Origin of the sequence: Leptospira dzoumogneensis, assembly GCF_004770895.1 — a bacterium.
GTDB classification, from domain to species: domain Bacteria; phylum Spirochaetota; class Leptospiria; order Leptospirales; family Leptospiraceae; genus Leptospira_B; species Leptospira_B dzoumogneensis.
This window is the reverse complement of record NZ_RQHS01000012.1, coordinates 252,514-265,100: the sequence shown is the minus strand read 5'-3', so window position 1 is coordinate 265,100 and position 12,587 is coordinate 252,514. Positions and strand designations below refer to the sequence as shown.

The window sequence follows — 12,587 nt, the reverse complement described above, 5'->3', positions numbered from 1 at the left end:
CTAGAGTAGGTTTTTCCGATACATCAATTCCGCGTTTAAAATCGCGGCACCGGCAGCCCCACGGACCGTATTATGACTTAGGACAACATATTTCCAATCTAAAATCGGATCCGGTCTGAGTCTTCCCACTACGGTAGTCATTCCTCTACCTGTTTCCAGGTCTAGACGAGGCTGGGGTCTGTCTTCTTCTTGACGATAAAGAATCGGAAAATCCGGAGCGAGAGGCAACTTTAATTCTTGAGGTTCGCCTTTAAATGAAGACCAGGCTTCTAAAATTTCGGATTCGGTTGGCTTCTTCTTGAATTTCACGGAAACACAAACCGTATGTCCGTCGAAAACCGGGACCCGATTACAATGTGCGGAAATTTTAAAATCCGCATTTACGATCTTTCCACCTTCTGTCTTTCCAAGACATTTCAGAGGCTCGATCTCAGCCTTATCTTCTTCTCCGCCTATAAAAGGAACTACGTTCCCCAAAATATCCATGGTAGGAACTCCCGGATAACCTGCTCCGGAGATCGCCTGCATGGAGAATAACATAACGGACTCTATACCGAACTTTTCGTACAGAGGTTTAAGAGAAATGGTCACTCCCATGATCGTACAATTGGAGTTAGTGATGATCTTGCCCGGAGTTTTTTGGCTGGAGAGCACATCCAAATGGTTCGCGTTCACTTCCGCAGAGAGAAGAGGAACATTCTCCGCCATTCTATGATTTTTAGAATTGGAAATAATATGGATACCGGCTTCGGCAAAGGAAGTTTCCACCTCTCCCGCGATAGAAGCGTCCAAACCGGAAAAAGCCAATTTAACTCCAGGAGTCACTTTTGGATCCGGCAATGTGATCATTATGTCACGAGCGTATTTAGGAATATCTCCCGAGATCTTCCAACGCTTCTTCATAATATCCGCATATGTTTTGCCTGCGCTATTCTCGGATGCGCACAGATGGGTTACCTGAAAATAAGGATGGTTTTCCAAAAGTTGGATAAACCTTTGCCCGACGGAGCCGGTGGCTCCCAAAACAGCTACGTTAATTTTGCTCATAGAACTTATTTACCGCTCTCAGACTTAAAGTCTGCATTTGATTGTTTTTCTCTATTTTTTTCCAAGACCATGGACTGTCATTCGACAAATTTAGATATGAGAGAAGCATACTTAGAATTCATCTTTTGAGTCCCTCCATACGTAAGATGATGGAAGTCCCAAAAATCAGTCGAAGGCAGCGCTTTACTTAGATCCACAAAATTGTCTCCGCCCCCGCTGATCTCTTTTAGATAAGACAAATGCTCTTTATACCATTCAGAATCCCCGTACCAGGAAAGACTGACCGGGTTTTCAGGATTGTTTATTAAGAGGAATGGTAAATCCTTCTCTTTAAAAAAAGAAAGTAACTTCTTCATATAACGAAAATGAAGAATGGGCCGGAACTTTTCTTTTGCGATCTTCTTCTTAGAGTCCGCTAATACCTGAATGTACTGTAAACCTGGTCTTTTTTTTAGGTCTGTAAGAAGTCTAAAGTAAAAATATTCCTCGTATTCCTTATCGGACATCCCTAGAAAGCGTAGGTCTTCCGTCCTTTCTTCTCTCACCGGCCTTCTGTCCAAAAGAGAAAGATCGTCTTCTTTTCCGAAAATCTGCTGTAGTCTAACCCCAAGAATATCTCGAGCCCAATCCTTATGCTCCGGTCCCGCAAAATAAGGGATCCAAGTATTGGAAACTTCTGCCCGGATCCAGTAATCCTTCTCCCCTTGTTCCAAAAACCTAGGATCTAAAAGAATTTTTTTCCAACCGGGACTCTTGAACTCAAATGTCTGCTTAATAGTATGAGAAGAATTTTCCAAGTCCAGGGTTAACTTCCCATCCTTCAGAACTTCTTCCACTACCTGGATATAAAAACCTTTTCGGGCCATATAAGGTTTAGGTCGGAAAGAAAAAACTTTTCCAGTCCAGCCTCTGAAAGTCACCTTCTCCGGAATGTCCACACCGTTATATTCTCTGAAGCTGGTGTTCCTACCAAATCGATGTTCATAAAGAGAAGAAGAAATTTTCCAATAAATTTCCTTATAACGATAAGAACCAAAGATAGAAGCAGCCAAATATTCCGCGCCCTTCTCCAATCCTATTAAATCCCAAAATTCCAAGAGAGTTTCCAAAGGAAAAATGATCTTGGACTGGGGAGCATCATAAAAGTCCAGAGCATCCAGAATGAGTTTGGATTCTTCTGCGGTTTCGTTCTTACCGTTCTTAGGATCTAAAACATAGGCCCTATACAATCTCCAATCCACAAAGTTCACAGGATACACAATGAGATCCGGAGATAAACTAAGGAATTGATCCTTCATCAAGTACGCATCCAAGGGAGGCATACCCGCATAAGACAAAAAAATTATATCTAGATCTTTCTCGGTGACCTTACGAAGTTCCTTCTCTAAGTCTTTAGGGTTAATAGAATAACCCGTAACGCTGGAACCTATTACTAAAACGCGGAATTTCTGCTTCGAAATTTTTTCGAAAGTTTTATACTCGTGTAAAAAATTATAAAAATAGTCCGCTCCCCAGGAAGATTCGTTAGGCAAGAGCCAAAACGAGTATCGGAACAAGAAGAAATCCAAAAAAATAACCGAGATAATAACGGAAAATAAGATAGTTAACTTGGAACGGGACACACTACATAAACTGAAAGTAATTGCCTCTTTGTCCAGAAATTGTTTCGTTTTCTACTTTACCTAGGATGAGGCATTAGCCAGGATTCCCAAGTGGTTTGGCTCTGGACTTCTATAATTATTTTCCTGGCCTCACTTATATTCTCCCTATTTACTGCGCCTAAAGAAATTTTCTGGAACATGGAAGCCCTATATCTTCCTTCCGTGTTGATCGACGTGCTCCGGGACGGAGGTTCCTTAAGGGCCTGGTCATTCGCTCCCACACCTTATTTTTTTCCGGACCTGCCGATCGTTTTTATATTCGGATATATCACCGAGAATGTTTTTAGGACATTAACACTCTACGCGATCTTCCAAACCACATTACTCGCATATCTTTTAGGAAAATTCATCCGTGCAATGGAGCCAAAAATGCCAAGGCTCCAAAGTTACGTATTCAGCTTACTCACATTATCTTTCCTATTTCTGATCGCTGAAAAATTTCCGTTATTGTACTTTTTATATTTTCCATCCGTACATATAAGCGCGTTTCTCACAAGTCTCTGGATCTGGCCTTATTTAAAAAGGGAGAAGGTCCCAAAATATTCCATCTTCCCTCTGCTTTCCCTGCTCACAGTTTCAGATAGGATCTTAATTTTAGAATTATATCTGCCCACTTTACTTGCTTGGGCAAGAAGGTACGGTCGTTGGGGAGTTTCTTTCCCTCTAATCTCCATCCGATTTTTTGCCACAGGCTTAATCGGGCTGGGACTTCATTCATTCATAAAAATATTTTTAGCGATCAATTCACCCAATAAACTCTCCACGCTCGAATCGATCTCACATTGGTGGAGCGATTTATTCACCACAGTACTGAGCCTAAAACTTCCAGGGATCTTTCTCGCATTTGCGATCCTGGGCGGAATTTTATGTTTAAGAAAAGGAAAAGAATCCGGGCATAGTTACGGATTTTTAGGATATTTCCAGCTAAGTCTTTGTATTTTACCGCCCTTACTCGGGCTGTATTCCGGCCAAAATTCATTAAAATACAGCCTCCCTGCAATCGTAATGGTCCCTGTATTATTCGGGATTTTACCTTCTGTCAAAAACCAAAACTATCTAAGCCATTCCAGAAATTTCGCATTTTTAGGACTGATATTCGGACTTGGGATATTTGCGGTAGTTGGAGAAGGAGCCGGACAATTCAGAGATCCATGGGAATCCATCCGACCGCCTGAAACCATCTGTGTAGATGAATGGAAAGAAAAAGATCCATTCGTATTCATACTTTCAGAACCTCGAAAAGCCAGACGAATCCTCACATACTCCGAAAAAAGAGTCCTCGCTTATCCGATAGATTTTAGCACATTAGAAGGATCATATTCGGTTTCCAATAAAGAATGGTTCCTATTCCCACCGGAAGGTCCGATCGCAATATTGCCGGAAGGGCTCGGAGAATCCAGGATCAAATCATTCTATGGAGAACCTACTCGAGTTTTAAATTGTGGATCCGGAAACGGAAAAATTTGGATCTACGAAGAAACAGAGAAGATCAGAGATTATCTGCAGAGACCGGTTCAAAAAACAAAATAAATAAACGGTTGTGACTCGGAAGAGAATACGGCTCCCAATAAAAGTCCAACTCCCACCAGTATCCCAAAAAGAACCGGATGTAAACCTTCATAAAATTTGCGAAAGCTTCCGTATTTCTCGTCACGATTTCCGATCCAGGTCGCTGCAAAAAATAAAAAGAATGCGATAAACAAAATACGCAAAGAAGAAAGTGCCGGATCCGCGCCGCTCGAAAACCCGAAAAGTTTTTCGAAAACGATCCCTGTGGTCTTCCAATTCGGAGATCTGAAAAACACCCAACAAAGAACCACAGCTAAGATCACAAAAATCCTATAAGAGAATCTTCCTAAAATCCCGGATTTGTTTTCAGGGGAGAAGGAACCGGGCCAAAATTTTTTCCCCAATCTTTCCAGACCTAAGAAAATACCGTGAAATCCACCCCAAACCACAAAATTCCAACTGGCACCATGCCATAAACCGCCCAAAAGCATGGTTAAGAATAGATTAATATAAGTCCTCGGCTCGGATTTACGATTCCCGCCCAAAGGAATGTATAAATAGTTCCGAAGCCAAGAAGAAAGAGAGATATGCCATCTTCTCCAAAAATCGGAAAACCCGGAAGCAAGATAAGGCATCCTAAAATTTTCAGTCAGCCTAAAACCGAGAAGAAGAGCGGAACCCAAAGCAATATCGGTATATCCGCTAAAATCACAATAGATCTGAAGAGAATACGCAAAAACCGCTGCCCAGGCATAGGCACTCGAAAATTCCAAAGGAGAACGATAAAAAGAATCCGGCAAAATGGAAAGTTGATCCGCAATCACCACCTTCTTCCATACGCCGATCAAAACTAAAACGAGACCTTCTCTAAGAGGGAGTTCCTTCCATGTTACCCAAGTCTTAAGTTGAGGTAAAAAGGTCTTCGCCGGAACGATAGGTCCCGCAACCAACTGAGGGAAAAAGGATAGAAAGAGCGCGTAGTTCCAAAAATTTTTCTCAGGCAAAATTTCCCTTCGAAACACATCAATCGTGTAACTTAGGGACTGAAAAGTGTAAAAAGAGATCCCTACAGGAAGCACAATGCGCCATACAGGAAGACTTAAATTTAGCCCAAATGCCGAAAAAACGGCATTTCCGGACTGCATAAAGAAAATGAAATATTTAAAAAACGCTAAAACGCTTAGATTTAAAACCAATGAAATAGAAAGTAAGATTGCACGAGACCTTCCTTCCTTTTGATCCATCTTTCTACCGATCCAATAATCCAGGATAGTAGTCCCAAAAAGAAGAAGCCCAAACTTAGGATTCCAAGCCATATAAAAGAAATAGCTTCCCGCCAATAAAAATGGTTTGGGAGCCCATTCTGGAAGAAATTTCAGTCTAGGAAGAATCCATCTTAGCCCAAATATAAGCAAAAAGAAGAATAAAAAAAGAGGAGTGGCAAAATTCATTACTTAAATTTAAGCATTAGTTAAAAATAGAAAAGAAAGATCAATTATAATCATAATTTAGATTATTTTTAATCATTAATAAGACTAATAAAAAGCGAATCATATTGTCCATTTACACCGAACTCCGCAGTTCGGGCAATCCGCAGTAATTTCCGCCTTCACTCTCTTTCCCTTTGGAGTCTCCACTTTCCCAATAGCTACAAATTCGAAGTTTACGCCTTCTGGAACGTAATGCCCTCCGCCATATTTAGCGGAACCTTCGATTAAATTTGAGCAGGCATGGCATTTTACCCTTAATTTGATTACTTCGGCCATTGGAAGAGGATCTATGAACCTTCCTCCTTCCGCAAGAAGAAAGCAATACGGGCCTGCCAAAACCTCATGGGGGTGTAAATTTGATACACATGACTTTATGTCAGTAAAAAGGAGGATTCTATCTATTTATAGTGCCACAAGGAGAGTCGTTAAGCCCGCTTTCCAGCGCAGTTGATATAAAGCGAAGAATGGCAGGAACTCCCTTATTGCCGCCCAGGGATGGACAGTTTGGTCAGAATAGGACAAGGCTTTCTTGATCAAAAAGGCCTGAAATCTACCAAACTAAACTTGTAAGCGAATATTGAGGCGAAAACGCGGAAATTCCCCACTGTCTTACGGTTATTCCTAAGGGTGATTTGACGATTTTTTAGCTGTTCCATCTCAATTCCCGCCCCCACTCACAATCAACCGCCCATAAGTCACAGAATTAAACGCTCATTTTTGGGCAGCGCCAAGTAGCGGCAGGATAGGCGAATTTACGCCCATGAGCTTACAAACCGCCGATTATCCGACATCTCCAAAGCCATTCCTGCAAGGAAATATAGCACCTCTCCAAGGGCAATATTCCTTATCGTTTTGCGCCAGTTCGCCTATGCCCCCCTTCTCCAGCTCATCATATTTCAATTGGCAAATACCTAATTTCACTGCTTATGATTAGGCACTTATGCAAACGCCAGATTATAGGCGCCTAAAGTCGATTTTTGGGCAAGAATTGCCCATTTATGCGAACATTCGCCCATAGACCGGCATTTAATGACAGATATTGCCCTTTTGCGGAAAGTAGATTTTGGCCCTGTGCGCAGCACAGGGAAGTTTTCAGATTTTAGGCTCTTTTGCGAGCGGGGGCTTGTTTTTTGGCCGGAGCGGATTTTTTAGGGGCAGCTAACTTCTTCTTATCTTTTTTTGATTCGATAGCGCTTGCATCGAAGTTCACATCCAATCCCATTTTCTTATTTCGTTTCACCATATATACGAAATGTCTAACGTACTGTGCGTAAGGTTCAGGCACAGATTTGGGATCGAAGTCTAAAGGATTTTCTAAAAGAGAGCGGACCACAGTTTGGTTCAGATCTTCTTTGCTAGTGACCATGAGAGTTTCTAATCTGCGAAGAATTTCGTGATCGTTCACCTCGCTAGTGACTTTCTTCATCGCATTCAGAAGCCTCTGAAAAGAGGTTCGTTTGATCTTCACGGCCATATTTGTTAAGTTAGAATTTCTGGGGTCGGACGACCAGAAGAAAATTTATACGAGTCTTGTCCGGCCTTAGATAACACCTTTTCGAGTGATGATTTCAGTTCTTGATTCAGGGTTCGGGATTCCGATCTCTCTGCAGAGAATTCTCCCGCGACTTTCTGTCCAGCGGCACGAACCGGTGGGGACTGCCCTCCTTCTACCCATTGGCTTAGATTCGCATAGGAGAAGGTCCGGTTTTGGGAGAATTTCTCAGAAACCAGAACAATGCCCTGTATTTGATCGAATTCCGAGCCCAATCCGCTTCCAAGCGCATTCTCCGTGGTTTTCCCTAAAACCCATCCACTCATGGTAGGAACTCCAGGCCCTAAGAGAGAATTTTGCTGATTTTCAGCAGAACAGACTGGCTCAGCAGCGGAGCCTTCCCCACCTAAATATAGAGAAAATACATTCGCACATAGGGACAGAGAGTCCGCATAAGGATCCCCTCCGACTGAAGCTGCCTCTTGGCTTCGAGTTCGCTCTTGGATCTGAGCCCTTGGTAGGAACTCCTGACCAACTCCGTATCCGACTTTCAAGTTCGGCAATAAAACACTCAGACCAAGCAGGCAGTTTTTAGAAAGATCCGAAGAGACCGAAAAAATTTCGGAGGTTGATTTCCGATTCTGGATCCCAAGTTCCGAGTTAGGACCTTTCCCCTTCTCTACTTTTTGATCTGCAGAAACTTTTGCGACTCTGGTAGGAACACCATCATCAGCTAAAAGAAAATCTAGATCCGGAAAGTCGGATAATCTTTCTTCTTCCGAATAAGAAATTCCTTCGGAGAGAATTTGATCCACTTCTTCTTGGTAGATAAATTTTAGTTCTTCCGAAATAGATTCTTCTGCCTCGGACATATTTTGAGAAGAAGGTCCCATATCGGAAACCTCTTCTGCGAAGGCAGAGTTAGAGCCCAAAGCCAGAGCGACAATAAGCAAAAACTGTGCCAAAAAATTATGTCTCATTCGAAAAAACATGGCAGTATAGCCCATTTTTAACCATTTTTGGGGGAAATGGAAGCTTTTTTTACCGTTTTTCTAGGAATTTAGGCGGTCTTTCGGAATAGTCTCTTGGCTCGGAGCTTCCATTCCCAGAGCACAATTTCCTGCTCTTTATTCTCTGCTCTGTCTTGTTCTTTTTCCAAAAGTGCATAGACCATGCTCGCGATATCTTTGGAGAAACCTTTGTCTAGTTCCGCTTCGAATTCTTTTTCTTTGGTTTCTAAAATTAAGCCGGCGAGCCTGAAACCTTCATCCAAATTTCTTAATTTAGGAGCCCATCCTTTCAGCTCTTCTTTATTATCATCGTTTCGGATCATCACATCTAAGAAGGTCCGGATGAACGCGACCTCTTCCGACTTCAGAGTGAATTCTAAAAGAAGCTGTTTTACCTTTTCCAGCTCCATTTTTCGAAGATGGATCCTAGCAAGGAAGACCGGATTTTTGGAGTGCATATTCAGGTTACCCTTCTCCAATAAATCAGTAGCTCGGACCTTATTAAAGTCCACGATGCTGGATTCTTCCCGGAGGCTTTTTTCTAGTTCCTCTTTTCCAGGGGACGGTTTTTCCCCCACTGCCCCGATTTTTTGAGCTACCTTTCTTTTGATGATGAGCATGTTTAAGGAAGGGAACCTGATTTTCAGGGCCACTAATTCCTGGCGCGGGAACTCCTCGTCCAAGACCAGATGGTGCATCTCCACTCCTTCTTCCCTGGCTCTGAGCAGGCTATCCACTCGCTCATAATGGTAGATGATTACCGGCAAAATATCACATTCACTTCCGCTGTTTAGGAAGATGGTCCGGACTTCATTTCCGGAAGTGGAATGCTGATATGGGATCACAAGTTTTCCCTGCTTTACGTTTACGAAACTCAGCTCCCCTAACCTAAAATGGGAGAGGTCAAAATCCTCTCCTAAAAATGCGATCCGCGGAACCGGAACCACGATGGATTGGTTTCTGGCTCCTTTTGGAACCTCCGGTCCCTTGGAGGTAAAAACTACGTATGTCATTTTTCCCAGGCGGACTTTTACCAAATATCCGGCCGGAGTTTTTCTTTCTTCGTATAAGGAATCTAATTCCAAAATTTTAACCCAAACCTAGGTTTTTTAATTTATACTGCAAGGATCCCCTGGAAATTCCCAAGGCCTTTGCCATTCGTATTTGGTTGCCGCCGAACAATTTATCCGCCAAAAGAATTTTTTGGCGCTCCACGGCTTCCACAGCTTTTCGCAAATCCAGATCCTCCGGATCCGGAAGAGAAATCCCTTTTGAACCTTCTTTTTTAAGGTCCGAATTTCGGATCTCTCCCGAGCCGGAATTTAAAACTGCCTCTTCAATCGCATTCCGAAGATCTTCTAAATTTTGGCAGGAACTCCCTCCTACCAAAGATTCAATCGCGTCCTCGGAAAGTGCCAAATCAGGACGGCCATGCAGCTCGCAGACCTCCCTGAAAATCGGCCGGACTACCGCAATTTTATCCGATTTCGCCCAGTCTTTCCAGGCAGGTAATTCTAACTTATTTTCGGCTAAAAGAGAACGAAAATATAAAAACTCTTCCGTTGATTTTTTGCCTGGGTTTTCTAAAAAAATGAGACGGGATTTTCCCGACTTTCTCTGAGAATATTCGAACAAGATCCTTTGTTGGGCCAAAGAATAGTTCTGCGAATTTTCTAAAATTAAAGTCCCAGACTCGGCCATTTTTTCCCAATCGACCAGTGCTTTTTCTAATTTGGATGCCTGTTCCGGGAGGATGGAAACAGTCAAAATCGGCCTGCCTGGAAACTCCCTTTTTTGGATCCATTTTGCTAGAGTTTTTTTTCCGGAAGACGCAGGACCGGAAATACAAATGCTCCCGGATTCTTTGAATTTTTCTAGCTGGGAATTTTTGCCATTCCCCAATCTGAAAATCAGCTCCCCCAATGGATCTGAATTTGTGTCCTCGGAAAGTTTATAAACGGTAGAAGGTTCCGATTCTTTTTTCAAAAGCCGGGCCACCTTCTGGCAGAGTAAATGTAAGAGTAAAATTTGTTTTTCTTCCGCCCGGTTTGGAAGCTCTATCAGGAAAAATCCGAACATTCTTCCATCTAACAAAACCGGGGACAATAAACATCCCAGGGAATCGTCTCGGAACAGTTCCACTTCTTCCGATCTGGACAAGAAGAATGGAGATTTGCTTCCTTCTAAACGGCTTCTGATCTGAGAACCCTTGGTTAGGAAAGGATAGAAGAATCCATCTTCCCCATATCCCCAGGAACCCGCCTCCTCCAAGGAAGAAGGATCCGATTCGGAGACCAAAGTGGCGAGTCCAGCCAGGCCATCGATTAATCTTAAACATTCCGGAAATGCAAGAGGCAGCAATATCCTAAGTTCTTTAGGATTTGGATTCCCCCATATAAATTCTTCCGGAGCGGATAGCATAGAAGGGAAAATGTTTAAAATTAAGCATGGTGTCAACCATGTACCCGTACTTTCTTTCGAATGTCGGACGTCCGACATTTGGGTCTGATTTTTCTGCAATTTTTAGAAATTTTAAGAATTAGTTTGAATGCTCCTCCCCTTCTTCTTACATGGAAATATAGTGTTGGCTTCGGTCCCGAAGTTGACTTTTTAATTTTTATTTTTGTTTAAATTCCTCTCTTTATTCTCTCGATTTCTGAAGGTAGATATAAGGACGGGATGTCGGACATCCGACAATTGAGATACAAGGGAACAGAATGATTGTAGTATCTATCGCAAACCAAAAGGGAGGAGAAGGTAAAACCACTACCTCCCTGAATTTAGCCTGGGGTCTCGCCAGAAGAGGTAAAAAAACTCTGCTGATCGACATAGATCCTCAGGCAAATTCTACAGGGATTTTCCTAAATCCGGAAGGGTTAGAAAAATCCATGCATAATATTTTCCAATCCAAAGCGAAGATTAGAGAAGTTATGGTGAAGACAGAAGTGGAAAATTTGAACATCGCTCCTTCTCGCCTGACCCTTGCGGAAGCGGAAACAATTGCAGCCATCGTAGACGCGCCTTATATTTTGAGAGACGCTCTTGCTGACCTCGAAAAGGAAATGGATTTTTGCGTGATCGATTGCCCGCCTAGCCTTTCTATTTTTACCATCAACGCACTTGTTGCTTCCAACTATGTGATCATTCCTCTCCAGGCGGAAAAGTTTTCCGTGGATGGAATTTTGGGACTCCAACAAACAATTACTAGCATTAAAAAAAGGATCAACCCTAGCCTGGAAATTATGGGAGCACTGGTCACCCAACTCAAACCTCAAACACTTCTTACTAAAACGATCATTCCGGTCCTTACGAAATATTTCAGAATTTTTGATAATAGTATCTCGGACGGTGTGGCAGTGGGAGAATCTCACCTGGCAAGAAAATCAGTCTATGAGTACAATAAATCCAGCCGCCAGGCTCAGGAATACGAAGGCTTTATTGAGGAATTTTTGAATGAGCTCAAAAAGTAAAAGACTAGGCTCTCTCGCAGATGTTTTCCAGGCGGAAAAATTAGAAGGCACGATCCGCAAGATCCGCCTGGACAAGATCCGTCCTTCCGAAAGCCAGCCAAGACAAGAGAGAAAAAAAGGTGTAGAAGAACTTGCCCAGAGTTTGGACAAGGACGGACTTCTCCAGCCTATCCTAGTCACCAAAAAAGCGGATGAGGAATTTTACACCATCATCGCCGGAGAGAGAAGATTCCATGCGGCTAGCCTTCTCAAATGGCCGGAAGTAGAATGTAAAATTTTAGACAAGGACGCAAAGGAAACTTTCCGCCTAGCAATTATAGAAAACCTTCAAAGAGAAAATTTATCTCCTTATGAAGAGATAGAGGCAATGACCCATCTCAAAACTTCTTTCTCTTATACTGACCTGGAACTAGGAAACCTATTCGGAAAAAGTAGAAGTTATATGACTGAACTTTTAGGAATTTCCTCTCTTTCCAAAGAAGACCTGAAGGTTTGTAAAGACGCAGGAATAGAATCCAAAAACCTTTTAGTACAAGCGGCCTCCGCTGCCAAAAAAGGTACCCTAAAAGATTTTCTAGAAAAATTCAATTCAGGCGAATTAAAAACAGTAAAAGACGCAAAAACTTTCAACAGAGCGGAAGAAGGAGGATTATTTTCCCCAGGGCAGATCGGAACTAAAATTGGATCCGAAAAATCTGTAGCTTCTCCCTACCCTTATAAGATCGTAAAAAAAGGTACAAGCGTCATCATTTCTACCGAAGATGAAAATTTTCTTTCAGAACTCCATAAATTCGTTAAGAAAGAAATTTCTAAAAAATTCGGGAAATAAACTCCTAAACCCAAAAACAAAATCGGATAACATTTATTGTTAAACGAAATAAAATAGTACAAACATGTACTTAGCAAAA

11 protein-coding genes are annotated in these 12,587 nt (G+C 42.3%); 3 read left to right on the top strand and 8 right to left on the bottom strand.

The window, feature by feature from the left end; translation table 11 throughout:
- Positions 1 to 1,047, bottom strand: coding sequence for an aspartate-semialdehyde dehydrogenase (gene asd, locus EHR06_RS09015; RefSeq protein WP_135756694.1), 1,047 nt, complete (start codon positions 1,045 to 1,047; stop codon positions 1 to 3).
- A gap of 77 nt (positions 1,048 to 1,124) precedes the next feature.
- The gene (locus EHR06_RS09010; RefSeq protein WP_244288550.1) at positions 1,125 to 2,579 is read right to left on the bottom strand and encodes a hypothetical protein; all 1,455 of its coding nucleotides are present in this window, start codon (positions 2,577 to 2,579) and stop codon (positions 1,125 to 1,127) included.
- Positions 2,580 to 2,846: 267 nt separating this feature from the next.
- Here EHR06_RS09010 and EHR06_RS09005 point away from each other — a divergent pair, with 267 nt between their 5' ends.
- The gene (locus EHR06_RS09005) at positions 2,847 to 4,238 is read left to right on the top strand and encodes a hypothetical protein (RefSeq protein ID WP_135756692.1); all 1,392 of its coding nucleotides are present in this window, start codon (positions 2,847 to 2,849) and stop codon (positions 4,236 to 4,238) included.
- Here EHR06_RS09005 and EHR06_RS09000 read toward each other — a convergent pair.
- The 6 genes from EHR06_RS09000 to EHR06_RS08975 all read right to left on the bottom strand — a co-directional run bounded on the left by EHR06_RS09000 (position 4,223) and on the right by EHR06_RS08975 (position 10,666).
- Entirely contained in the window at positions 4,223 to 5,668 is a 1,446-nt protein-coding gene (locus EHR06_RS09000) for an MBOAT family O-acyltransferase (RefSeq protein WP_135756691.1), read from the bottom strand. The genes EHR06_RS09005 and EHR06_RS09000 overlap by 16 nt on opposite strands.
- Before the next feature lie 99 nt (positions 5,669 to 5,767).
- Complete coding sequence (locus tag EHR06_RS08995) at positions 5,768 to 5,983, bottom strand: hypothetical protein (RefSeq protein WP_086445707.1); 216 nt, start codon at positions 5,981 to 5,983, stop codon at positions 5,768 to 5,770.
- Positions 5,984 to 6,806: 823 nt separating this feature from the next.
- Positions 6,807 to 7,181, bottom strand: coding sequence for a phosphatidylinositol phospholipase (locus EHR06_RS08990; protein ID WP_167492281.1), 375 nt, complete (start codon positions 7,179 to 7,181; stop codon positions 6,807 to 6,809).
- 5 nt (positions 7,182 to 7,186) lie between these two features.
- Positions 7,187 to 8,164, bottom strand: a complete 978-nt coding sequence (locus EHR06_RS08985; protein WP_244288549.1) for a hypothetical protein — start codon at positions 8,162 to 8,164, stop codon at positions 7,187 to 7,189.
- Positions 8,165 to 8,259: 95 nt separating this feature from the next.
- Positions 8,260 to 9,294 carry a hypothetical protein gene (locus tag EHR06_RS08980; RefSeq protein WP_135756688.1) on the bottom strand — a complete coding sequence of 345 codons (1,035 nt, stop codon included), beginning with the start codon at positions 9,292 to 9,294 and terminating at the stop codon, positions 8,260 to 8,262.
- A gap of 4 nt (positions 9,295 to 9,298) precedes the next feature.
- The gene (locus tag EHR06_RS08975; RefSeq protein ID WP_244288548.1) at positions 9,299 to 10,666 is read right to left on the bottom strand and encodes a helix-turn-helix domain-containing protein; all 1,368 of its coding nucleotides are present in this window, start codon (positions 10,664 to 10,666) and stop codon (positions 9,299 to 9,301) included.
- A 260-nt stretch (positions 10,667 to 10,926) separates the two neighbouring features.
- On the opposite strand from EHR06_RS08975, the gene EHR06_RS08970 reads away from it, so the two are divergent.
- Both EHR06_RS08970 and EHR06_RS08965 read left to right on the top strand, forming a co-directional pair.
- Positions 10,927 to 11,679 (top strand): ParA family protein, encoded by a 753-nt coding sequence (locus EHR06_RS08970; protein WP_135756686.1) that lies wholly within the window; start codon positions 10,927 to 10,929, stop codon positions 11,677 to 11,679.
- The gene (locus EHR06_RS08965; RefSeq protein WP_135756685.1) at positions 11,663 to 12,508 is read left to right on the top strand and encodes a ParB/RepB/Spo0J family partition protein; all 846 of its coding nucleotides are present in this window, start codon (positions 11,663 to 11,665) and stop codon (positions 12,506 to 12,508) included. Before EHR06_RS08970 ends, EHR06_RS08965 begins: the two co-directional genes overlap by 17 nt.
- Positions 12,509 to 12,587 lie beyond the last annotated feature (79 nt).

Coding starts and splice junctions, on each gene's coding strand:
- EHR06_RS08990 (WP_167492281.1), bottom strand. CDS start 7,181: ATGGCCGTGAAGATCAAACGAACCTCTTTTCAGAGGCTTCTGAATGCG.
- EHR06_RS08995 (WP_086445707.1), bottom strand. CDS start 5,983: ATGGCCGAAGTAATCAAATTAAGGGTAAAATGCCATGCCTGCTCAAAT.
- EHR06_RS09005 (WP_135756692.1), top strand. CDS start 2,847: ATGGAAGCCCTATATCTTCCTTCCGTGTTGATCGACGTGCTCCGGGAC.
- EHR06_RS08970 (WP_135756686.1), top strand. CDS start 10,927: ATGATTGTAGTATCTATCGCAAACCAAAAGGGAGGAGAAGGTAAAACC.
- asd (WP_135756694.1), bottom strand. CDS start 1,047: ATGAGCAAAATTAACGTAGCTGTTTTGGGAGCCACCGGCTCCGTCGGG.
- EHR06_RS09000 (WP_135756691.1), bottom strand. CDS start 5,668: ATGAATTTTGCCACTCCTCTTTTTTTATTCTTCTTTTTGCTTATATTT.
- EHR06_RS08965 (WP_135756685.1), top strand. CDS start 11,663: ATGAGCTCAAAAAGTAAAAGACTAGGCTCTCTCGCAGATGTTTTCCAG.